21 protein-coding genes are annotated in these 22049 nt (G+C 69.4%); 7 read left to right on the forward strand and 14 right to left on the reverse strand.

Annotation, left to right across the window (positions count from 1 at the left end):
- Positions 1 to 13: 13 nt before the first annotated feature.
- The 9 genes from Dfulv_RS05510 to Dfulv_RS05550 all read right to left on the reverse strand — a co-directional run bounded on the left by Dfulv_RS05510 (position 14) and on the right by Dfulv_RS05550 (position 10530).
- Positions 14 to 1054, reverse strand: a complete 1041-nt coding sequence (locus Dfulv_RS05510) for a succinate dehydrogenase/fumarate reductase iron-sulfur subunit (RefSeq protein ID WP_259861528.1) — start codon at positions 1052 to 1054, stop codon at positions 14 to 16.
- Entirely contained in the window at positions 1054 to 2919 is a 1866-nt protein-coding gene (locus tag Dfulv_RS05515) for a fumarate reductase/succinate dehydrogenase flavoprotein subunit (RefSeq protein WP_259861529.1), read from the reverse strand. The genes Dfulv_RS05510 and Dfulv_RS05515 overlap by 1 nt, the downstream gene beginning before the upstream one ends.
- 10 nt (positions 2920 to 2929) lie before the next feature.
- Positions 2930 to 3751 (reverse strand): hypothetical protein, encoded by an 822-nt coding sequence (locus Dfulv_RS05520; protein WP_259861530.1) that lies wholly within the window; start codon positions 3749 to 3751, stop codon positions 2930 to 2932.
- Between the two features lie 656 nt (positions 3752 to 4407).
- On the reverse strand, positions 4408 to 5787 hold the full coding sequence (locus tag Dfulv_RS05525; protein WP_259861531.1) for a TldD/PmbA family protein: 1380 nt from the start codon (positions 5785 to 5787) through the stop codon (positions 4408 to 4410).
- Positions 5784 to 7220 carry a TldD/PmbA family protein gene (locus Dfulv_RS05530; protein WP_259861532.1) on the reverse strand — a complete coding sequence of 479 codons (1437 nt, stop codon included), beginning with the start codon at positions 7218 to 7220 and terminating at the stop codon, positions 5784 to 5786. The genes Dfulv_RS05525 and Dfulv_RS05530 overlap by 4 nt, the downstream gene beginning before the upstream one ends.
- A gap of 63 nt (positions 7221 to 7283) precedes the next feature.
- On the reverse strand, positions 7284 to 7568 hold the full coding sequence (locus Dfulv_RS05535; protein WP_259861533.1) for a 4a-hydroxytetrahydrobiopterin dehydratase: 285 nt from the start codon (positions 7566 to 7568) through the stop codon (positions 7284 to 7286).
- 51 nt (positions 7569 to 7619) lie between these two features.
- Entirely contained in the window at positions 7620 to 8756 is a 1137-nt protein-coding gene (locus tag Dfulv_RS05540) for a S8 family serine peptidase (protein WP_259861534.1), read from the reverse strand.
- The gene (locus Dfulv_RS05545; protein WP_259861535.1) at positions 8753 to 10081 is read right to left on the reverse strand and encodes a hypothetical protein; all 1329 of its coding nucleotides are present in this window, start codon (positions 10079 to 10081) and stop codon (positions 8753 to 8755) included. The genes Dfulv_RS05540 and Dfulv_RS05545 overlap by 4 nt, the downstream gene beginning before the upstream one ends.
- Positions 10078 to 10530 carry a hypothetical protein gene (locus Dfulv_RS05550; RefSeq protein WP_259861536.1) on the reverse strand — a complete coding sequence of 151 codons (453 nt, stop codon included), beginning with the start codon at positions 10528 to 10530 and terminating at the stop codon, positions 10078 to 10080. The genes Dfulv_RS05545 and Dfulv_RS05550 overlap by 4 nt, the downstream gene beginning before the upstream one ends.
- 143 nt (positions 10531 to 10673) lie before the next feature.
- Here Dfulv_RS05550 and Dfulv_RS05555 point away from each other — a divergent pair, with 143 nt between their 5' ends.
- On the forward strand, positions 10674 to 11543 hold the full coding sequence (locus Dfulv_RS05555) for a hypothetical protein (RefSeq protein WP_259861537.1): 870 nt from the start codon (positions 10674 to 10676) through the stop codon (positions 11541 to 11543).
- Here Dfulv_RS05555 and Dfulv_RS05560 read toward each other — a convergent pair.
- A complete protein-coding gene (locus tag Dfulv_RS05560; protein WP_259861538.1) occupies positions 11521 to 13620 on the reverse strand; it encodes a S9 family peptidase in 2100 nt (699 codons plus the stop codon). The two genes, Dfulv_RS05555 and Dfulv_RS05560, sit on opposite strands and share 23 nt — an antisense overlap.
- 181 nt (positions 13621 to 13801) lie before the next feature.
- On the opposite strand from Dfulv_RS05560, the gene mshB reads away from it, so the two are divergent.
- The 3 genes from mshB (at position 13802) to Dfulv_RS05575 (ending at position 16280) form a co-directional block, all read left to right on the forward strand.
- Positions 13802 to 14695 (forward strand): N-acetyl-1-D-myo-inositol-2-amino-2-deoxy-alpha-D-glucopyranoside deacetylase, encoded by an 894-nt coding sequence (gene mshB, locus Dfulv_RS05565; RefSeq protein ID WP_259867447.1) that lies wholly within the window; start codon positions 13802 to 13804, stop codon positions 14693 to 14695.
- Between the two features lie 62 nt (positions 14696 to 14757).
- Complete coding sequence (locus tag Dfulv_RS05570) at positions 14758 to 15468, forward strand: hypothetical protein (RefSeq protein ID WP_259861539.1); 711 nt, start codon at positions 14758 to 14760, stop codon at positions 15466 to 15468.
- A 347-nt stretch (positions 15469 to 15815) separates the two neighbouring features.
- Positions 15816 to 16280 carry a hypothetical protein gene (locus Dfulv_RS05575; RefSeq protein ID WP_259861540.1) on the forward strand — a complete coding sequence of 155 codons (465 nt, stop codon included), beginning with the start codon at positions 15816 to 15818 and terminating at the stop codon, positions 16278 to 16280.
- 75 nt (positions 16281 to 16355) lie between these two features.
- Here the strand turns inward: Dfulv_RS05575 and Dfulv_RS05580 are convergent, their stop codons facing one another.
- Positions 16356 to 17117 (reverse strand): GNAT family N-acetyltransferase, encoded by a 762-nt coding sequence (locus Dfulv_RS05580; RefSeq protein WP_406567936.1) that lies wholly within the window; start codon positions 17115 to 17117, stop codon positions 16356 to 16358.
- A gap of 292 nt (positions 17118 to 17409) precedes the next feature.
- Between Dfulv_RS05580 and fdxA the strand changes: the two genes are divergently transcribed.
- Both fdxA and dapC read left to right on the forward strand, forming a co-directional pair.
- Positions 17410 to 17736 carry a ferredoxin gene (gene fdxA / locus Dfulv_RS05585; protein WP_259861542.1) on the forward strand — a complete coding sequence of 109 codons (327 nt, stop codon included), beginning with the start codon at positions 17410 to 17412 and terminating at the stop codon, positions 17734 to 17736.
- Entirely contained in the window at positions 17733 to 18842 is a 1110-nt protein-coding gene (gene dapC, locus Dfulv_RS05590) for a succinyldiaminopimelate transaminase (RefSeq protein ID WP_406567997.1), read from the forward strand. Before fdxA ends, dapC begins: the two co-directional genes overlap by 4 nt.
- A gap of 117 nt (positions 18843 to 18959) precedes the next feature.
- Here dapC and dapD read toward each other — a convergent pair whose 3' ends face one another.
- Complete coding sequence (dapD, locus tag Dfulv_RS05595) at positions 18960 to 19901, reverse strand: 2,3,4,5-tetrahydropyridine-2,6-dicarboxylate N-succinyltransferase (RefSeq protein ID WP_259861544.1); 942 nt, start codon at positions 19899 to 19901, stop codon at positions 18960 to 18962.
- A gap of 25 nt (positions 19902 to 19926) precedes the next feature.
- Between dapD and dapE the strand changes: the two genes are divergently transcribed.
- On the forward strand, positions 19927 to 20994 hold the full coding sequence (gene dapE, locus Dfulv_RS05600) for a succinyl-diaminopimelate desuccinylase (RefSeq protein WP_259861545.1): 1068 nt from the start codon (positions 19927 to 19929) through the stop codon (positions 20992 to 20994).
- Here the strand turns inward: dapE and Dfulv_RS05605 are convergent, their stop codons facing one another.
- Positions 20995 to 21135 (reverse strand): hypothetical protein, encoded by a 141-nt coding sequence (locus tag Dfulv_RS05605; RefSeq protein WP_259861546.1) that lies wholly within the window; start codon positions 21133 to 21135, stop codon positions 20995 to 20997.
- Between the two features lie 114 nt (positions 21136 to 21249).
- On the reverse strand, positions 21250 to 22044 hold the full coding sequence (locus Dfulv_RS05610; protein WP_259861547.1) for a DUF3152 domain-containing protein: 795 nt from the start codon (positions 22042 to 22044) through the stop codon (positions 21250 to 21252).
- Positions 22045 to 22049 lie beyond the last annotated feature (5 nt).

Raw genomic sequence — 22049 nt, forward strand, 5'->3', positions numbered from 1 at the left:
GCCACAGTGTCGGTCAGCGGTGCCCGTGTGCGTCCCCGTCGGGAGCCGACGGGTGCTGGTAGCGCAGCTTCTCCGGCGGCAGCGGGAACTCCTGGTCGTCGCCGAACGGCGAGGCGGCCGCGGCGCGGTCGAGGTAGAGCTCGGCGACCGTGAGCTTGCCGTCGGGGCCGACGGGAGCGGCCTGCGGCAGCGGGCCCTCCTGGTGCCAGCCCGCGCTCGTGTCCGCGGTCGCCGGATCCCCGGACCGGGTCGCCACGCTGGTCCCGGTCGCCGCGGCGCGCCCGGCGGTGGGGTCGTCGAGCTGGTCACGGCGGAAGATCTTGCGCCCAAGCCAGGTCACGGGGTCGTACCTCCGATCGACAACACGTTCCTTCATGGGGATGATCGCATTGTCAGTGATTTTGATGTGCTCCGGGCACACCTCGGTGCAGCATTTGGTGATGTTGCAGTAGCCGAGGCCCTGCTCCGCCTGCGCCAGCTCCTTGCGATCGGTGCGCGTGTCGAGCGGGTGCATGTCGAGCTCCGAGGCCCGGATGAAGAACCGCGGGCCGGAGAAGGCCGGCTTGTTCTCCTCGTGGTCGCGGATCACGTGGCACACGTTCTGGCACAGGAAGCACTCGATGCACTTGCGGAACTCCTGCGAGCGCTCCACGTCGACCTGCTGCATCCGGTACTCGCCGGGCTCCAGGTCCTTCGGGGGCGCGAAGGCGGGCAGCTCGCGCGCCTTCTGGTAGTTGAAGTTCACGTTCGTGACCAGGTCACGGATCACCGGGAAGGTGCGCAGCGGGGTCACCGTGACGGTCTCGTTGTCGGCGAACGTCGACATCCGCGTCATGCAGCCCAGCCGCGGCTTGCCGTTGATCTCCATCGAGCACGAGCCGCACTTGCCGGCCTTGCAGTTCCAGCGCACGGCCAGGTCAGGCGTCTGGGTGGCCTGCAGCCGGTGGATGACGTCGAGCACGACCTCGCCCTCGTTGACCTCCACCTGGAAGTCCTGCAGCGATCCCCCCGTGTCGTCGCCGCGCCAGACACGGAAATGGCGCTTGGTGCCCATTACAGCTCCTCGTCGGTCATGTACTTGGCCAGTTCGCTCCGGTCGAACAGACCCTGGAGCTCGGGGCGCATCACCGGCAGCGGCTTGCGCTCCAGCCGGACGTCCTCGCCGTCGAGCGAGCAGACCAGGTTGACCCGACGCCAGTTCGGGTCCATCTTCGGGAAGTCCTCACGGGTGTGCCCGCCCCGCGACTCGGCGCGCTCCAGCGCGGCCTTCGCGGTGCACTCGGAGACGATGAGCATGTTGCGCAGGTCGAGTGCGAGGTGCCAGCCCGGGTTGTACTTGCGGCCGCCGCTGACACCGACCTTCTTGACCCGCTCCTTCAGCTCCGCGAGCCGGCCGATCGACTCCTGCAGCTCGCCTTCGCGGCGGATGATGCCGACGAGCGCGCCCATGATCTCCTGCAGCTCGTGGTGGAGGGTGTACGGGTTCTCGCCGCCCTCCCCGCGCGTGAGTGGCGCCAGCGCAGTCTCGACCGCGCCCTCGACCGCCGCCGCGCTCGGCTTGCGCCGGCCCGCCTCGGTCGCGTAGTTCGCCGCGAACTCGCCCGCGCGCTTGCCGAAGACCAGCAGGTCGGACAGCGAGTTGCCGCCGAGCCGGTTGGAGCCGTGCATGCCGCCGGACACCTCACCGGCCGCGAACAGGCCCTGCACCGCTGCCGCCGTCGAGTCGGCCTCGACCTCAACGCCACCCATCACGTAGTGGCAGGTCGGCCCGACCTCCATCGGCTGCTTCGTGATGTCGACATCCGCCAGCTCCTTGAACTGGTGGTACATCGAGGGCAGCCGCTTGCGGACCTGCTCGGCCGGCAGGCGGCTCGCGATGTCCAGCAGCACGCCGCCCGCCTGGGTGCCCCGGCCGGCCTTGACCTCGCTGTTGATCGCGCGGGCGACCTCGTCACGGGGCAGCAGCTCCGGCGGGCGCCGGTTGTTGTCCGGGTCGGAGTACCAGCGGTCCGCCTCCTCCTCGGTCTCCGCGTACTGCTTGCGGAAGACGTCGGGGACGTAGTCGAACATGAACCGCTTGCCGTCGGTGTTGCGCAGCACGCCACCGTCACCACGCACCGACTCCGTCACCAGGATGCCCTTGACGGACGGCGGCCAGACCATGCCGGTCGGGTGGAACTGGAGGAACTCCATGTTGATGAGCGTCGCGCCGGAGCGCAGGGCCAGCGCGTGGCCGTCGCCGGTGTACTCCCAGGAGTTCGAGGTCACCTTGTACGACTTGCCGACGCCACCGGTCGCCAGGACGATCGCCGACGTCTCGAAGAGCACGAACTCGCCGGTCTCGCGGTAATAGCCGAAGGCACCCGAGATCGCGCCGTTCTCGACGAACAGCTCGGTGATCGTGCACTCCTGGAAGACCCGGATCCGGGCCTCGTAGTCGCCGTGCTCGGCGAAGTCCTCCTGCTGCAGCGAGACGATCTTCTGCTGCAGCGTGCGGATCAGCTCCAGGCCGGTGCGGTCACCGACGTGCGCGAGGCGCGGGTACTCGTGGCCGCCGAAGTTGCGCTGGCTGATCTTGCCGTCCTTGGTGCGGTCGAACAGCGCGCCGTAGGTCTCCAGCTCCCAGATGCGGTCCGGGGCCTCCTTGGCGTGCAGCTCGGCCATGCGGAAGTTGTTGAGGAACTTCCCGCCGCGCATGGTGTCGCGGAAGTGGACCTGCCAGTTGTCGTTGGCGTTGACGTTGCCCATCGCCGCGGCGGCGCCGCCCTCGGCCATGACGGTGTGCGCCTTGCCGAACAACGACTTGGAGATGATGGCGGTCTTCTTGCCCGCGAGCCTGGCCTCGATCGCGGCCCGCAGGCCGGCGCCGCCGGCGCCGATCACCACGACGTCGTAGGTGTGTCGCTCGATGTTCGTCATCGGGGGCTTCCTAGTTGAAAATGCGGAGGTCGTTGAACAAGCCGGCTGACACGGCCATGATGTACGCGTCGGTCAGCAGGACCGTGAACAGCGAGGTCATCGCGAACGTGCCGTGGCGGGTGTTCAGCTTCGAGATCAGGGTCCACAGCTGGTACCGCACCGGATGCTTCGAGAAGTGCTTGAGGCGCCCGCCCATGACGTGGCGGCACGCGTGGCAGGATGCCGTGTAGCCGGCGAGCGCGGTCACATTGACCAGGATGATCAGCGAGCCCAGGCCGATGCCGAACCCGCCGTCGGCGCCCTTGAACGCGTGCAGGGCGTCCCAGATGTTGACCAACAGGATGACCGCGGCCAGGTAGAAGAAGTAGCGGTGCGAGTTCATGAAGACCAGCGGGAAGCGGGTCTCGCCGCTGTACTTCTTGTGCGGCTCCTGCACGGCACACGCCTGTGGCGACATCCACAGCGAGCGGTAGCCGCTCTTGCGGTAGTAGTAGCAGGTCACGCGGAATCCGGCGACGATCGGGAACGCGGCCAGGCCGAGCGGGAGCCAGGCCGGGAACTCCCCGAACGGCGTGCCGAAGTGCGACGATCCCGGCACGCACGAGTCGCTGAGACACGGCGAATAGAGCGGGGTCAAGTAGCCGTAAGGCTCGACGAAGTACCACTTCGCCATGAAGATGCGAATCGTCGAATAGACGATGAAGAACAGCAGAATCGCCGCGATGGACAGCGGGGAGACCCGCCACCCGTCCGTCCGCAACGTTTTTGCGCTGATCGCGGCGCGCGGCCCGGCGCCAAAGGCTGACCGAGGCCGGGTAGGCGTGGTCGTCATGGTGAGTGCTCCCTGGACGGGCTAGGGTCTTGTGGAAGATTTCTCCGATGTACCGATCTGTAGTCGGTGCACACGTTACGCCCGATCACCGCAGCGTCGTGCGTTGGGAGTCTGGCGTGTGTCGGCTCGATGACGAAAGACCTTCCGGATATTCCGTCGTCCGTTGTGGAGAACTTCACTCCAGCCCCAGGGGACACGCTGCCGGACCGACCCTCGTGCGATGACGCCGCGCCCGCTACCAGGGCGGGTTCAGCGCCCGCTGCCGGGACCGTCGGGCGGCGGATTCGGGCACGGGTGGCTGGTTCATGTCTCTGCACCGGCCGCGGAGCCGCTTCGGGGCTTTGCCGGCCGGGGTGTCGTTAGCGGGTCGGCGGTGTGCCTGGTGCTGGTCAGGGCCCGGTTTTGGGTGCCTCCGGTCGCTCGACCGCCGCCGTCCCTCGGCTCCGGCCGTCCCTCGACCTCAGCCGGGGATCGACCCTCAGCCGCCCCCTCGACCCCGGCAAGGCGTCGGGCCCAGCAGGGCCGCTGCTTCCGGTAGCGCGCTCACCCAGCTCGCCGAGCACCCGGGGCCTTCGGCGCAGGACACCGCGGAGGCGCACCCCGTGCCGGTCAGTGCGCCTCCGTCCCCGGTCGTTGCCCGGCGGCTCTCCCGCTGGTCAGCCCGAGGCGCCTCCGGTGTAGTTCCATGACGCGAGCCGCAGCGCGGGCGCGATGAATCCGGCCTCGCTCCACGGTCCCGGCAGCTCAATGGCGCGCGTGCCGATGCCCAGCACCGCACCCGGAGCGAGCGCCTGCGGGTAGGACTGGGTGAACCGGAAGTTCCGCACCGGGGTGGTGATCACGCCGTTTTCGATGAGCCAGACGCCGTTGCGGGTCAGCCCGGTCACCACCAGCGTCCGTGGGTCGAGCACCCGCGTGTAGTGGTTGTCGGTCACCAGCAGCCCGCGCTCGACCTCGGCGACGAGCGTGGAGACGCTCGAGTCGGCGGCCGGCCCGTCGACCTCTGTCGGCGCAGGTCCGTCGGTCGGCAGCAGCCGCATGCTCGACGGCACCGCGCCGAAGCTCGCCCCGCCCGGGATGGCATGCCCCGTCGACTCCGCCACACCGCCGGCGCGCGCCGCGGTCCGCCGATCGTGGACCACCGCGCTCGACGTCCCGCCGTCGACCAGCACGACCCGCCGTCGTGGCGTGCCCTCGATGTCGAACGGCAGTGCCGTCGAGTCGGGCGCTGTGGCGTCCTCGACCACCGTCACCGAAGGGTCGAACTGCGCCTTGCCCAGCTCCAGGAACGACTGCCGGTCGAGCACCATCTTCGCGTTGAACCCGTACACCCCCAGCATCTGCAGCACATCGGCGACCGCCGTCGGCTCCAGCACGACCTCGTAGCGCCCCGGCGGCAGTTCCACCGGATCGGCACCCGCCCGCGCCTTGGCCGCCGCCCGCGCGCCGAGGACCGCGCCGTCGATGTCGGCGAGCCGCACCGACGCCAGCCGGGCCAGCCCGTCCGAGGTTCCGGTCCGGGCGATGCCGTCCATCGCCGCGCTCGTCTTCGCACCGCTCACGTGCTGGCCCGCCGAGTTCGCGTAGACGATCCGCGCCGCGGCGGTGCGGCAGTAGCCGGCCGCCTCCATCCCGGCGGCCTGGTCGACGAACGCGCGAACCCGGGCCGCCCGCTCGTCCGGCGAGGCCGTGGCCGTCTCCTCGTCGACGTTGCCGCCGAAGGTCGTCGGCGTTGACGGGGTCAACCCGGGCCACGTCGGGTCGGCCGGCGCTTGGCGCATCGAGGCCAGCGTTCGCCGCACCAGATCGTCGAGACCGTCCAGCACCGTCGTCGCGGTTGTCGCGGTCCGGCCGTCGGCGTGGAGCCGTAGCCTGATCGTCGTGGTCTCGTCGGTCACGTTCTGGTGGATGTACGAGTTGGCGAACCGGGTCAGCGCCAACGCCGCGTGCTCGACCACGACCTCGGCCTCGACGCCGCTGTCGACCAGCTCCAGCACCCGCTGCGCCAGGTCGGTCTCCGACACCGTCGCGCTCATCCCCGCACCCCCACCCGCACGTTGGTGAACCGGGCCGCCGCGGCCGGGTGCCCGGTGTGCCCGATCTGGCCCGGCTGGCCCTTGCCGCAGTTGGGTGTGCCCCACGCCGTCACGTCCGACGACAACATGTCCATCGAGCCCCAGAACCGGGGGCCGATGCCGGTATACGTCGGGTTGCGCAGCATCCGGCCGAGCTTGCCGTTTTTGATCTCCCAGCCGATCTCGCAGCCGAACTGGAAGTTGAGCCGCTTGTCGTCGATCGACCAGGACCGGTTGAAGTCCATCAGCACGCCGTCGTCGGTGGCGGCGATCATCTCTTCGAGCGTGTGCGGCCCGGGAGCCAGTCCGACGTTGGTCATCCGCACCATCGGCAGGCGCGCCCAGCCGTCGGCCCGCACGCTGCCCGCGTAGTCCAGCCCGGCGACCGCTGCCGAGTCACGCCCGGCCAGCGTGCCGACCCAGATCCCGTCGCGGACCGCGAACCGGCGCTCGGCAGGCGTCCCCTCGTCGTCGTATCCGAACGAGCCCAGGGCACCCGGGATCGTCGGGTCGATGGTGATGTTCATGAGCTCTGACCCGTACCGAAGCTGGTTGAGCTTCGAAAGCTCCAGCCACGACGTCCCTGCGAACGCCGCCTCCCAGCCGAGGATCCGGTCCAGCTCGATCGCGTGCCCCACCGACTCGTGGATCTGCAGCGCCATCTGCTCGCTGCCCAGGATCAGCGTCGTCTCGCCGGCCGGGCAGTGCGGCGCGCTGAGCAGCGCCCGCGCCTCCTCGGCGATCCGCGCGGCGTGCGCCTGCAGGTCCAGCTCGTCGACCAGCTCCCAGCCGCGTGTGCCGTATTGCCCCCGATACGACGGATAGGACCGGCGCTGCGTCTCGCCGTCGCCGATGACCGTCGCCGAGATGCCCGCGCCCGACTCTCTGATGTGCTGGTCGATCCGGTGCCCCTGCGAGGACACGAACCACTTCCGCGTGTCCCAGATCTGGTAAAGCCCTTCGGCGATGTCAGCGCCGGCCTTGTGCGACTCGGCCGTCGCGCCCGTCAGCAGGTCGCCCTTCGTCGACAGCGCCACGCCCAGCGGGTCGACCTCGCAGGCACTCGCCCACGAGTCCGTCCGTGCCTCGACCTCGACCAGGTCGACCGGCGGCCCCGGCACCCTCACGGAAGCCCGCGCGATCGCCGTCGCCCGCTCACCGGCCTGTCTGGCGGCGTCCCGCCCCAGATCGGGAACGGCGAAGAACCCCCAGCTCGAACCGATCAACGCGCGCACACCGACGCCGGCGTCCTCGTCCTGGCTGAGCTCCTCGATCTCCCCGTTTCTGGCGGTCATCGACTCGGAACGCCGGTGCATCACACGCGCGTCGGCATATCGCGCCCCGGCGGCCAGTGCAGCCTCGACCGCCGCGGTCGCCACGTCGAAGTGGGTCATGGTTGGACAGTACCGAGGGGGTGTGACGTTTTGGGCGCGGACAACCCTCGGTGCATGGAGTGACTACCCGATAAGGTCGTTGATCTGCCGGGCGAGGGTGATGTCCTTGTCCGTCACCCCGCCCGCCGAGTGGGTCGACAGCCGGAAGGTGACGGTCCGCCAGCGGATGTCGATGTCCGGGTGATGATCGGCCTGCTCGGCCACGTGCGCGACCTCGGCGACGAGCCGGATACCGTCCAGGAAAGAGGGCGCGGTGACGGACCGCTCGATCCCGTCGGTGTCACCGGACCACCCGGCAAGGCGAGCCAGTGCGGTCGCGACATCATCACTGCCGAGCACGTCAGCCATACGAGCACGCTACCCCGCTGACGGGCATGCCGCCGCTCGTCCTACCGGTGATCACTCCCGCCGATCCCTGCCGATGGGCGGCGGCAACGGCCGAGGGTTCCACTCGGGCCGCACCGCCCGTCGCCGCCGGCTGAGCAGGATGAATACGAACACGACAGCAACAAGGACACCCGCGACAGCGACGAACATGCCGCCCCGACCGCCACGCGAGTCACCCTTCGGCGCCGCCGCAGCAGTTGTACTGGCAACAGGCGCGCCGGCGGAGGCGGGAGGAACATCGGCGGTGAGCGCCGCGACGAGGTCGAGGACGCCGTACCCGTATTGGTCATCCCGCCCAGGAGCCCCCCGGTCCTGCGCGGTGGCAGTGAGCCGCCGAACCACCTCGGGCCCGCTGAGCTGCGGATACTTCGAGCGAACGAGAGCCGCCGCTCCGGCCACGATAGCGGTGGCATCACTGGTTCCAGTGGCCGTTCGGTACCGCTGACTGGCCCCTATCGAGAGAATATCGACGGCCGGAGCCGCGATCATGACTTCCGGCCCAGTGACGGAGACCCCCGCATGGTTGCCTTGTCGATCAACTCCTCCGACGGCAAGCACGCCGGGTAGCCGAGCAGGGTAAGCGACCCTCTTTTCGTTCGGTGTGTTGCCAACACCAGCGATAACAACAACATCGGCGGCCAATGCTTTCTGTACTGACGCTTCAATGGTTGGCTCTTCGCTTGTGCTGAGCGAAATCGAGATGACCTTCGCGCCATGGTCAACCGCCCAACTGATGCCTGCGCCAAGCGCTGCCGGATCGCCGGTGAAGACACGCAGTGGCAGGATCGTCGACTTCGGCGCGATTCCGAGCGCCCCGTCACCGCCATTTTTTCCTCGTGCGGCGATGAGAGCGGCCATAGCAGTGCCGTGACCGTCAGTGTCCGTTCGCCCGTCGCCGCCGTCTTTGTCGAACTCGCCTCCGACGATCACTGCCGACGCCATTTCGGCCGAACGGGGATCCACTCCAGTGTCGGCGACACCCACCAGAACTCCGTCGCCTTGGCTCACCGTATGGGCGGCTGCGGCGTTCAGGAACTGCAAATGCCACTGGCGGTTTCGGACCGAATCTGCGTGGGCAGCCTTAGAAGGTGTGGTAGCGCTCAACAGCACCACGACAGCCGCGGTGAGGACAACGCGACGCGAGATCACCGATCAAGGCCAATCACACCAGGGCCCGCGTCGTGAGTGTTCCTCAATCGCGGTGCATCGAGGACGGGGGCCACACCCTGCTCAACATGCCAAGGATTCTCCCCATCATCGTCTTGACGTTCACTGAGTTCGGCGTATCGCTCGAATGATCTGTCTTGCCAGCCTCCATCAGACGTCCGAGAAGGGCTCGTCGAGCCTCTGCTTGTTGTCACAGCCTGCGGGAGAGAACGGTTAGGTTGAGGCGGGATGTGTGTTGAATCCGCTCGTATCGCGCCATTGCTGCCGGCATATGGTGTCCGGCGGGCTGAGCCGGCGGTTCCGGAACCGCCTATGACACCGTTTGCCGGCAGACCACCGCGAGACGCGGATCCGGTCGGCATAGGTTGACCGCCGATGACACCTCCCGGCGGTAACGCGGTCCCTCCACCCGTCTTGGTGTGCCAGTTTGGCTTTGGTGCGTACGCAGGTAGGCCAGTGGGCGGCACGCCGATGGCTGATTCCGGGACGGTGAATGAGCCGAGGTTGCCGGGCGCGACCGGATCGGACATGAGAGGCAGCGGTGTGGATGCGCCACCAGCCAATATCGGCATGCCGGCTTCCTGTGCAGGGAAATCGAGTTGCGTCAGGGCCGAGACGCTCGACGGGGCAGGGGGATTGAACACTGGCGCCGGCACGTATCCGACTCTGCTAGCAACGCGGCCACCCGAGCCCTGCGCTGATCTGATCTTCAGGTCGTATTGCTGGCCGACGTCGATCCGGACCAAGTTCGGAAAGTCCTTAATCATTGGGTTAGCTTCGTCGACGCGGATGTCGGCGGCGCGCATGATGGCGCGCGCTTGCTCGTCGAGTCGCTCTTGATGCTGCCGCATCGCCAGCCCGTCCAGTCCGGGTATGGGTGCGAGTGACCGATCTGGGTTCAGAGGGTCAGGCAGCATTGGGAATGCACGCTTGTTGAATTCGTGTGTCGCGGCGCTGCTATCGTCGTACTGCGATTTTAGTGCCTGCAGTTCCTTCTTTGTGTCGGCGATGGCATTAGTGATGTGACCTAGCCCCGACCAGATCCGCGCTGCTGATTCACTAGCGGTGTCGATTAGCGCGATGTGGATCTTCACTTGGTCGATGAATGCTTGTGCGGCTTCGCTCTTCGCGGGGTCCCAATGAGTGGCCAGGTCCGCGACGAGGGACTCAAGCTTCTGTTTCTGTGACAACAGCAGGCTGTGCTTCTGCTCCCACGCCTGGAGGTGGGCAGTAGCGGACGCGTCGGTGTCGTTCTCGACCATCGTCAGGAGTTCGGGAAGCCGCCACCGGTCGTACGTGCCGCTCATCGGGCCGTCCCGCCGTGCTGGCGCATGAACGACTCTTCGGCTTCGGCGGCCTCCTGCTCGGCCCGTACGCGTGCTGCTTCGGCTGCCTGGGCTGCCTCGGTAACCCTTGTCGAAGCGCCTCCGAGAACGACCTGAATGTCGGCTGCCGAAAGCTCGTCGCCTTTCCGGTAGGCAACCACCACGTCTTGCGCCGCCTGGGCCATCACACCCGCGTTGTGGATCAACGTGTCCAGGAAGGTCATGGCGGCGTTGAGTTGAGCGTTGTACTTCACCGCTGCCGCCTGGACCGCTGGACTGCCGCTCCTCGCGCCGAATGCGGGGTACCACGTCAGGATCTGTTTGATGCGGTCGCTCGTCGGCGCAATGTCCTTTTCGACGTCTGCCTTCAGTTGCGCGCCGAAAGCCGTCACGCCGGCTGTGTTGATCTCGAAACCCTGTCCGTTGCCCACGGTCCCTCCCGTCCCCCGCGCATTGACGAACCTCAAGGTAGCGGACCGGCGGTAGTCGTGGCGTCCCTGTGTGTCACGGTCCTGTGGTGTTCGGCCCGGGAAGGGCGATACAGCCGCCGGCGAATGGCAGTACAAAGGACAGCATGTCGATCGACGGCGTCACCCGGGAACTGCTTGTGCGCTATCTGGACACGTGGGCGCCCGGCAGCCTGCACTCGGCGCACGGCGCGACCTTTCTCTACGCGTCGGGGACCGCGCTCGACCACGCGACCGGCGAGGCGGCTCTGCGTGCGCTGGCCGAGTTTGCCGACCGTCTCCGCGGCCGGCGGCTTTCGCTGCTGTTCGTCGCGCCCGACGTCGAAGGTCTCCAGGTCCGGCTCCAGCAGGCACAGCGCGAGCTGAAGACCCCCGCCGAGTTCGCCGTCCACGTCGTCCCCGGTGTCGCGGTCGCGCCCGTGCTCAAGGCAGCGGGTGCGGCGGCCGGACCTCTGCTCGCGATGGTCGACGACGACATTCCAAAAGCCTTCACCGCAAAACCGGCCGAGGTGCTGGCAACAGCCCCCGCCGGCACCTGGTCCTCCCAGCGGCGGGAGCTGCAGGAGCAGGGCTTCGAGCTGACCGCCGGCGTCGAGCTGATCGAAGGGGCGAACGAGCTGCTCGTCGCCTTCGGCACCCGTTCGGCGAAGAGCCTGGAGGCCTTCAAGAACGAGATGTGGGCCCTCGACGAATTCGCGGGTGTGCAGTATCGCGACCCGGGAGACCCGGAGGGCCACCTCATGGACATCTCGCTCGAGCCGAGCCCGGGTGCCCTGCGTCGCGAGCTCCTCGACGTCCTGCGCGCCGGGCCGAAGACGGTCACCGAGCTCAAGCGGTTTGCTCTGACCGACACCGTGTATCGCGCCGCCGACGCGCAGAAGGTGGTCACGGCGCTGCTGCACACGGGCGCCGTGACCAGAACCCCTGAAACTGGACGCCTCGGCGGCGACGTCGTCATCCGACTGCCCGGCGGATGAAGTCGAGCTCGAGGCGCAGCAGCTTTTCGGCGAGCCCGCCGGCCGCCATGTGCGTCGCGCCGGTCAGCGGGATCATCGAGTGCGGCCGGCCGGAGGCGAGCAGTGCCGCCGAGAGCCGCAACGTGTGCGCGGCCACGACGTTGTCGTCGACCAGGCCGTGGACGAGCAGCATCGGCCGGGCGTCGTCGGGCCGCACCGGCGGCTCGGCCGCCAGTTCGACGAGCGAGTTGTGGGCGTAGACCTCGGGTGCGTCGGCCGGCAGCCCGAGATACCGCTCGGTGTAAGCGGTGTCGTAGAGGCTCCAGTCGGTGACGGGCGCACCGACGACCGCGCAGTGGTACACGTCAGGCCGGCGCAGCACGCCGAGCGCGGACAGCCACCCGCCGAACGACCAGCCGCGGATCGCCACCCGCTCCAGGTCGAGGTCGGGATGCTTGTCCGCGAGCGCCTGCAGCGCGTCGACCTGGTCGGCCAGGATGACGTCGGAGAACCGCCGGTGGATCGCCTTGTCGAAGCTGGGCGTCACGCCCGGCGTGCCGCGGTTGTCGATCGACACGACCGCGAACCCGGTGTCGGCCCACCACTGCTTCTCCTGCCACCGCGCCCGCGCGGCGACCACCTCCTGGTGCCCCGGCCCGCCGTAGATCGACACGAGCACCGGCAGGCGGCGCCCGGACACGTGTCCGCGCGGATAGAGCACCCCGGTGGGGAGACGCCGGTCGGTGACCCGTTCGAGCGCGGGTCTCGGCGCATATGGGGGATCGGCCGCGAGCGACGAGATCTCGCCGATCACCTCGTCGTTGTGATGGATGTGGTACCGCCAGCCGTTGTGCTCCAGCGTCTGTGAGCCGATGACGAGGGTGCGACCGGCAGCCTGTGCCAGATGCCACCCCGGCTCCGTCGAGAGCCGCTGTGCCTGGGCACTCGAATGGGTGACGGGAATGCGGAAGATGTGCTGCTCGCTGGGCTCCCCTTCGCTGGCTTCGACGACGAGGTCGCCGTCGAAGCGGCCGGCGACGCGTCGTACGTACAAGTTGGGGGGTGTTATCAGACTGCCGTCGGCGAAGAGGCAACGGGCGTCGTAACCGTCATGGGCGAGCTCGCCGCCGACCAGCACGCGCCCGTCGTTGAGGTGAGCGGGCGTGCCCGGCACAGGTTCCACCCAACGCGGATCGGCCAGCTCGGCGTGCACCTGCGTCTCCCCGGTGCGGGGGTCGACGGCGATGACGAGGCCGTGCTGCTGGAGGCGGCGCAGCACCGTCAGCAGCGGGCCGCCCGACTCCGACCAGGTGGCGGCGACGAGATACGGATAGGTCTCCCGGTCCCAGTGGACGTCGACCCAGCCGCCGTCGAGGTCGAGGACGTGCAGGGTGACCTTGGCGTTGGTCGACCCGGCGTGCGGGTAGGCCACGGTGGTCGGCGGCTGCTCCGGCATCGACGGGTCGTGCAGATGCCAGCGGGGCACCCTCGACTCGTCGACCCGGGCGGCCAGGATGCTGTGGCCGTCGGGGGACCACCAGTATCCCCGGAAGCGGTGGAACTCCTCGGCCGCGATGAACTCCGCCATGCCCCACGTGACGCCGTCCTCGCCGGCGAGCAGGGCGTCGGTGCCGTCGGGCTCGATGACGTGCAGCGCGCCGCCGGTGACATAAGCGATCCGGCGCCCTGTCGGGTCCGGCCTGGGGTCGACGACCGGCCCCACGGTGGGCAGCTCGGCAACATCACCGGTGGCGAGGTCGGCGCGGAACAGCCGGCCGCCCAGTGGGAAGACCGCGATCACGCCGGCACCGTCGAGCGCGAACGAGCCGATCCCGCCCGCCGACAGCCTCAGCCGCTCGCGTAACGCGCGCTCTGCGGGCGGCAGGTCGGTCTGATCCTCTTGTAACAGCGTGGCCGGGTCGGCCAGCCGGCGCTCGGTGCGGGCGGCGACGTCGTAGACCCACAAAGCGTCGCTTGGGTCCTCCGGGCCGGAGGAACGCAGGAACACCACCCGCGCACCGTCCTGGGTCACCGTGACGGCCCGGGGTGCGCCATAGGAGAAACGTCGGGTACGTGCGGCCAACTCCGGATAGTCCACCCCGGAATGTTTACTCGATCGCGGCGGATTGTCATGTGACCGAACCGGAAGGTGACACAGAGTTGTCGCACTATCACGCGACTGGTGGCCGCGGGCAGAAGTGTCGGCCGGACGCCGTAGAGTTGCTCGCGTGAGTGCTCGGAGCATCCTTTTCGTCCACGCGCACCCCGACGACGAGTCGATGGGGACCGGCGCCACGATGGCGCGCTATGCGGCTGACGGTGCCCACGTCACCCTCGTCACCTGCACTCTCGGTGAGGAGGGCGAGATCCACGTGCCGGCGCTGGCCGGGCTCGCCGCCGCCGAGGCCGACCAGCTCGGCGGTTACCGCATCACCGAGCTGGCCGAGGCGTGTCGCCTGCTCGGGGTCACCGACCACCGGTTCCTCGGCGGGGCGGGGCGATACCGGGACTCCGGCATGATGGACACTCCGGCCAACAAGCATCCCCGGGCGTTCTGGGGTGCTGACCTGGATTCCGCCGCCGCCGAGCTGCTCGAGGTGATCCGCGAGGTGCGCCCGCAGGTCGCGGTCACCTATGACCCCAACGGGTTCTACGGTCACCCCGACCACATCCAGGCCCACCGGGTGCTGATGCGTGCCGTCGAGCTCGCCGAGGCCGAGGGGATCGCCCCGGAGAAGGTGTACTGGACGGCGGTGCCGTGCAGCGTCCTGGAAGCGGGCATGCGCGAGTTCCGCGATTCGTCGGACAACCCGTTCGCCGACGTCGAGCGGGCGGAAGACCTGCCGTTCGGCTCTGCCGACGAGGACATCGCCGCCCGGGTCGACGCACACGAGTTCGCCGAGGAGAAGACGGCCGCGTTGCAGGCGCACGCGACGCAGATCCCGCAGACGTCCTGGCTGTTCTCGATCGCGGGCAACTTCGGCGCCGAGTTCATGGGTGTGGAGTATTACCAGCTGGCGCGCGGCGAGAAGGGGCCCGGCGTCGGTCCGCACGGCTGGGAGGAAGACCTGTTCGCCGGCCTGGACGTCGACCCGTCGAGGACCCCCGGCCCGCGTGAGGGCGAGGTGGTGGCGGCGGAGGCCGGCGCATCACTGGAGACCACGGCATCGTGACCACGAAGCGCAGGAGCCCACCCCGCCCGGGCGGCCGGTCGCAGTCAAGGAACAGCGCGGCATTGGCCGAGCCCGGGACGAGCGCGGCCGACGACCTGCCGAACGGCCAGGAGGACGGGGAGGCCGCGGAGCCGGGTCCCGCGCCGGGGGAGGTCGCCGTGACATTCCATGACGGGGCGGGTGACGAGCCCCAGCGGGTGCGCCGCGAGCTGCCGCCGCACTGGGCGAAGCGGCTCGACGTGGGCATCACCGTCGCGGGGCTGGTCGTGGCCACGCTGCTGGCGTTGGCTCTCGCGATAGTCGAGGCGTTTCTGGCGCCGCTCCGGCTGAACGGTTCCGGCATGCGGTTGCCGATCTCGCTCGTGCTGGCGTTGGTGACCAATCCGCTGCTGGGGTGGTTCGCGTTCGTGACGACCGGGAAGCGGCTCGCGGCGCTGCTGCCCGCCGGCGCCTGGTGCGCGGTGTGGATTCTGGCGGCGGGTCGGACCTCCGAGGGGGACCTGCTGATCACCGACAACAACTGGGTGGGTCTGCTGACGCTGTTCGCCGGGCCGATGGCGTTCGCGATCGGCATCTACGTGACGGCGCTGAGAAAGCGCACGGCCATGGTCGGGGCCAGAACGAGAGGCGGCGCACCGGGCGGCACGGCCAGCGATGGCCAGGCGGGCAACACGCCGAACGGTCAGCCGGACGGAGCGCCGAACGACCCGAACGGCGGCGACCCGGCCGGCGACGACTCGGCCGGCGGCGACCCGGCAGCCAGCAGACCGTAGCTGGCCGGGCCCGCGACCCACCAGGCCCCGCGGCCCGCCGGGGGAGAAGTTGATCGTGGAGTGTGGTGGTTGCCTGGGCAGCCATAGATCTCCACACCCAGCTGGCTCGGGCACGCCGCCGGAAGTCCGGTCAAGGATGACGCCTGTCGATGACTGAACGGAGAACTCGCTGGCGGGTTCGGCCGGTGGCGACCCGGCCAAGCGAGACCCAGCGAACTCCAAGGCGGCAGGGCCTTGCGCCATGGAGCGTGGACAGGTAGACACGTTCCCTGCGTAACGCCGAACGTGTCCGTTGCGTGTGCACGGCGCGGGATTGATCACGGGGCGAGTAGTGACGGAGGCTTGCGATGAAGGAACGGTGGCTGCCGGCCAGCCTCGTTGCGGGGGGCCTCTTCCTGGTCAACATCATCGCGCGGCTGGTGGTGCGGTTCGCCGCCGGGAGTGACGACGACAAGCAGATCACGATCGGGTTGTGGGCGTTGTTCGCGGTCGGGGCGATCATGATCCCGATCGCGTTCTGGTACGGGCGGCGGCACCCGATGCTCCGGGTCGTCGGCGATCTCGGGCTCGCCGCTGTGGTCGCTTGCCTGCTGGCGGTGCTGGTCGGGCCGTTCGTGTCGGGCGTGGCGCCGTTCAGCAGCGGGGTCGGTCTGGTCTTCCGGCAGTTCTCCTACTTCGTCGGGCTCTCCGCGATCGGCGCGGTGTTCGGACTGCTCGCGCTGATGACGATGGGGCTGGACTATCGCTCGCAGTCCTGGAAGCGATACATCCAGCGGGTCGGCACCAAGCCGCGCAAGAGCGTCCGACGCTAACGGGGAAGGCGCCAGCCGGAAGGGGCAGCGGGGAGGCGCTGTCCGGACGAACCGGCTGGAAGACCAGAAGAGGGGTTAATCGGTCAACAGGCGCCGCGACGAGTAGGTGTGGTGCACCGCGAAGCCCAGCCGTTCGTACAGCGCCACTGCCGGGGTGTTCCGCTGCTCCACCTGCAGGTAGCAGTCCTGCGCACCCAGGTCCGACGCCCATGCTGCCAGCGTCCGGACCAGGCGTTTGGCCAGGCCCTGGCGGCGGAACCGGTCGTCCACGCCGATCAGGGACAGGCCCAGCCAGCGGCCGTCAGGATCCGCCACGCAGCCGCGGGCGGTGGCGCGGAGGGCGCCGCCCTGGTCGTACCACTCCCCGAATCGGACCTCGGGGACGTCGGTCAGCACATTGCGCGCGGCCGGAGGCAGCGGGCCCTTGCGGCCGGCCACCGTCGTCAGCCACTCCTCAGAAGGTGACGTGGCCAGGATGATCTCGCCGTCGATCGAGGGCGAGAGGTCGGCCAGGCGCGCCACCATCACCTGGGTCACCGGCATCGCCGTCCAGCCGCGCCGCGCCAGATCGTCGTCCAGGCGTTGGAACAGCGGCACCGGGACGCTCATCGCCGGTGGGAGGCCACGTTCGCGGTACCACTCCTCGACAAACGCGATCGCCTCGTCCTGCGGCAGGTCGGGAGAGCCGATCGCCAGTGCCGAGTTGCCCCGCTGCGTCCAGCCGTCCGTCGCCCGCAGCATCCAGTCGCCGAGGGTGGCGAGCTCCTTCGGCCGCCAGCCCGCCGCGGCCGCGTGCTCGATCGCCTCGGTCGGCGTGAACCGCCGGCGGGCAGGCACAACCTTCGCTCGCGCGATCTCATTAGTTGGTACCCGCACCGCGCCCGTCCGCGCACGCACTGTGAGATGCGTCTCCGTAGCTTCGACGAGGTAGCCTAGAATGTCGGAAAACACCGGTCGTGCGTCACGGATGCCGGCGAAACGACGCACCACAACGCGTTGTCCGACATGTTGTGGCCCGAGCACGATCGACCTCCCGTGAACCTGGATACTAGGCTCGTACCGCCGCGGTAGGGATGCGGCGGGGCTCGCCAACCACGTTGGCAGCCTCAGGCGCGAAAGAGGGCGACCCGTGACATACATCATCGCCGAGCCTTGCGTGGACCTGCTCGACAAGGCCTGCATCGAAGAGTGCCCTGTTGACTGCATCTACGAGGGCAACCGCATGCTCTACATCCACCCGGATGAGTGCGTGGACTGCGGTGCCTGCGAGCCGGTGTGCCCGGTCGAGGCGATCTTCTACGAGGACGACGTCCCGGAGAAGTGGAAGGACTTCGTCGGCGCCAACTACACGTTCTTCGACGAGCTGGGCTCGCCTGGTGGCGCCTCCAAGGTGGGCAAGATCGAGAAGGACGCGCCGTTCGTCGCAGCCCTGCCGCCTCAGGAGCACGACCACTGACCGGCATCGTCCCCGCACAAGCCCGGCGCGCACTCGCGGCCGGGCTGCCGGACTTTCCGTGGGACCGGCTCGAGCCGGCCAAGGCAGCCGCTGCCAAGCATCCCGACGGGCTGGTCGACTTGTCGATCGGCACGCCGGTCGACCCCGTGTCCGCGGTCATCCGCGCGGCACTGGCCGACGCGTCCGACGCGCCCGGCTATCCGCTGACCGCCGGCACACCCCGGCTGCGCGAAGCGATCCGTGACTGGGTGACCCGCTGGTGCGGGCCGGCCGGTGACGGGTTCGGCGTGCTGCCGACCATCGGCTCGAAGGAGCTGATCGCCTGGCTGCCGACGCTGCTCGGGATCGGCCCGGGCGACACGGTGGTCATCCCGCAGGTGTGCTACCCGACGTATGAGGTCGGCGTCCAGCTGTCCGGCGCCACGGTCGTGCGTGCCGACTCGCTGACCTCGGTCGGCCCGGCCCGGGTTCGCCTGGTCTGGGTGAACTCGCCGTCGAACCCGACCGGCCGGGTCCTGCCGCCGGCCCACCTGCGCAAGGTTGTCGACTGGGCACGCGAGCGCGGCGCGATCGTGGCGAGCGACGAGTGTTACCTGCCGCTGCCGTGGGAGTCGTCGCCGGTGTCGATCCTGTCCGTCTGCGACGGGTCGTTCGACAACGTCCTCGCCGTCCACTCGCTCTCGAAGCGCTCCAACCTCGCCGGGTATCGCGCAGGCTTCGTCGCCGGTGACCCAGCGCTGGTCGACGAGTTGCTGCAGGTGCGCAAGCACTCCGGCATGATCGTCCCCGCCCCCGTGCAGGCCGCCATGGTGGCCGCCCTCGGGGACGAGACCCATGTCGAGGAGCAACGGGAGCGGTATGCGCGACGCCGGGTCATCCTCCGCGCCGCCTTCGAGCGTGCCGGGTTCACGGTCGAGCACTCCGAGGCCGGCCTGTATCTCTGGCTGACCCGGGGCGAGGACTCCTGGTCGACGGTCGACTGGCTGGCCGAGCGCGGCATCCTGGCCGCTCCCGGCGCCTTCTACGGCCCCGTGGGGGAGCGCCACGTGCGGGTCGCGCTGACCGCGAGCGACGAGCGCGTCGCGGCGGCGGCCACCCGTCTGTAGCGAGCACGGCTCCTTCTCGCCGCAACGATCATGCGGTTGTGGTGCCTGGCAACCCGGACATTCCGGGAGTGTTGAGGCGCCACAACCGCATGATCAACGCGCAAGGGGTGGGGCAGGTCAGTCGTTGGCGTGCAGCGCGGCGTTCAGTTCGATGCCGCGGCCCTGGCGCTCGCGGACCTCCAGCCGCCCGCTGACCGAGTCGCGGATGAAGAGCAGGTTGCTCACGCCCGACAGCTCACGCGCCTTCACCACCCGGCCGTCGGGGAGCGTCAGCTTCGAGCCGGCGGTGATGTAGCAGCCGGCCTCAACCACGCAGTCGTCGCCCAGCGAGATGCCGATGCCCGCGTTGGCGCCCAGCAGGCAGCGCTCACCCAGGCGGATCGTCTCCTTGCCGCCGCCGGAGAGCGTGCCCATGATCGACGCGCCGCCGCCGACGTCGGTGCCGTCCCCGACCACCACGCCGGCCGAGATGCGGCCCTCGACCATCGACGTGCCCAGCGTGCCCGCGTTGAAGTTCACGAAGCCCTCGTGCATGACCGTCGTGCCGGGGGCGAGGTGGGCGCCGAGACGGACCCGGTCGGCGTCGGCGATCCGCACGCCCGGCGGCGTGACGTAGTCGACCATCCGCGGGAACTTGTCGATGCCGAACACGTTGAGCCGGCGACCGGCGAGCCGCTCGGCCAGGCGCAGCTCGTCGACGCGCTCGGGCGGGCAGGGGCCGGCCGAGGTCCACGCCACGTTGGCCAGCAGGCCGAACTGGCCGTCGAGGTTGGCCTGGTGCGGCTGGACCAGGCGGTGGGAGAGCAGGTGCAGGCGCAGGTAGACGTCGGCGGTGCTGGTCGGCGCGTCCCCGAGGGACTGGATCCCGACGCGGACCGGCTCGGTGCGCAGGCCGGGCAGCGCCCCGCCGGAGGGCGCGGACAGGTCGGGGACATCCGAGGGCGCGTCGCCCAGGCCCAGGTGGCCGGCCGGGAACCAGACATCCAGCACCTGGCCCGATTCCGTCACGGTAGCCAGGCCGGAACCCCAGGCGGGCGAGTCGATGTAGGCGGTCGTCACGTGATCGAACGCTACCCCATCTACCGTGGACGACATGCTCACCCGTGATGTGCTCGCCGATCCCGTCGCCCTGACCCGGGCGCTCGTCGACATCGAATCGGTCTCCGGCAACGAGGCCGAGATCGCCGACCGCGTCCAGGAGGTGCTGCCCGAGTGGCTCCGGACCGAACGGTTCGGCAACACCATCGTGGCCCGGACCGAGCTGGGCCGGCCGCAGCGGGTGGTGCTCGCCGGGCACCTCGACACAGTGCCGCTGCACGACAACTGGCCGTCCACTGTGGAAGGCAACCTTATGCACGGCTGCGGCACCTCCGACATGAAGTCCGGCACCGCGATCGCGCTCCACCTGGCCGTGACCGAGCCGGAGCCCCGCCACGACGTGACCTACGTCTTCTACGAGTGCGAAGAGGTCGACTCCGCCCTCAACGGGCTGAAGATCCTGGCCGACGTCCGGCCGGAACTGCTGACGGACGCCTCGTTCGCGGTACTGCTCGAGCCGACGCACGGCCTGGTCGAGGCGGGCTGCCAGGGGACGCTACGGGCGCTCGTGCGCACCAGCGGCAAGCGCGCCCACTCCGCGCGGTCCTGGCTGGGTGACAACGCCATCCACAAGGCGGCACCCGTCCTGCAGAGTTTGCAGCGGTACCGCGAGCGCATCGTCACGATCGACGGCTGTGAGTTCCACGAAGGGCTGAACGCCGTGCGCATCTCCGGCGGCGTCGCCGGCAACGTGATCCCGGACGAGTGCGTCGTCGAGGTCAACTTCCGCTTCGCGCCGGACCGCTCCGAGGCCGACGCGCAGGACCACGTCCGCGAGGTGTTCGAGGGGTTCGACGTGGAGGTCGTCGATTCGGCACCCGGCGCGCTGCCGGGTCTCGACGAGCCACCGGCGCAGGATTTCCTGGCGGCCATCGGCCGCCCGCCGCGGGCGAAGCTCGGCTGGACCGACGTGGCCCGGTTCGCGACGCTGGGCATCCCCGGGCTGAACTACGGGCCGGGCGACCCCAATTTGGCCCACAAGCAGGACGAGCACGTCGAGATCGACAAGATCGTCGAAGGTGCGGCGGTCGTGCGCCGCTGGCTGAGCAGGTAGTTACTCGGCCGGCTTGTCCGAAGCGTCGCGCGGCGCGTCGGGCAGGCTGGCCATCATCCGCCGGACCGCGAGCACCTCGCGGATCCGCCGGTTCATCTGCCGCTTGCGGCGATCGTGCTCGGTTCGCGTCATCGCGGTCACCCCCCCACACCGTGCACCCAGGTATACCGGGTACGACGCCGTGGCAGGCGGAAACGTTGCACTCTGCACCTGATTTCTTACCGAACCGCGACATTCGGTCCGGCCGAAGGGTGTTCAGCGGGGTGCGCGCGGTCCGGTGACAAACGTCCGGCCGTCCGGATACGGCCACGGATTGGCCACGCAGCCCTCCAGGCCGAACGTCTGCCGGGCCATCACCGGGGCCGGCGCACCCTTGCGTGGGCAGATCGCGTGACCGTTGCCGAGGAAGTGGCCGACCTCATGGTTCATGACCATGTCCCGGTAGTCGGAGAGCTGCGGATACCAGGCGACGCCGAGCAGCCACCGCTTCAGGTTGATGATCACGTCCCGTCCACCCCGGCAGGACACCTCGCCCTGGGTGCGCACACCCCGCCGCGCGCACATGGTGTCGGTGGTCGAGGGCGTGGCCAGGTGCACGGTCAGCTCGCTGGGGGAGCCGGACGGCACCCGCTGGAACGACCACCGGCCGGAGGCGATCCAGCTGCGCGGGTCGCTGAGCGTCTCGTGGACCGCAGCCGCGAACACCTCGGGGTCGACGCCCGAGCCCTCCTCGGCCGCCACGACGTACCGCACCAGGTGGCCGGCGGTGCCGGCCCGGTCACCGCCGGTGGCCGAGAACTGGAAGCGGCCGGTCCCGCGGGCCGGGACGGTGACCGGCGTCGGTGACAGGGACGGCGTGGGTGACGGGGACGCCGCGGGTGACGGCGCGGCCGGGGACGCGGCGGCGGACGTGGCGGACGGTGCCGGGTCCGACGGCGCGGCGAGCGGCGGTGGCGCGGGGGAGGACGAGCTCAGGCCATACCACACCAAGGAAGAACCCAGCAGCAGGACGCAGACCGCCGCAACCACCATCCACCACCGGCCCGCCATGGGTG

This window comes from Dactylosporangium fulvum, from assembly GCF_025137375.1.
Lineage (GTDB): Bacteria > Actinomycetota > Actinomycetes > Mycobacteriales > Micromonosporaceae > Dactylosporangium > Dactylosporangium fulvum.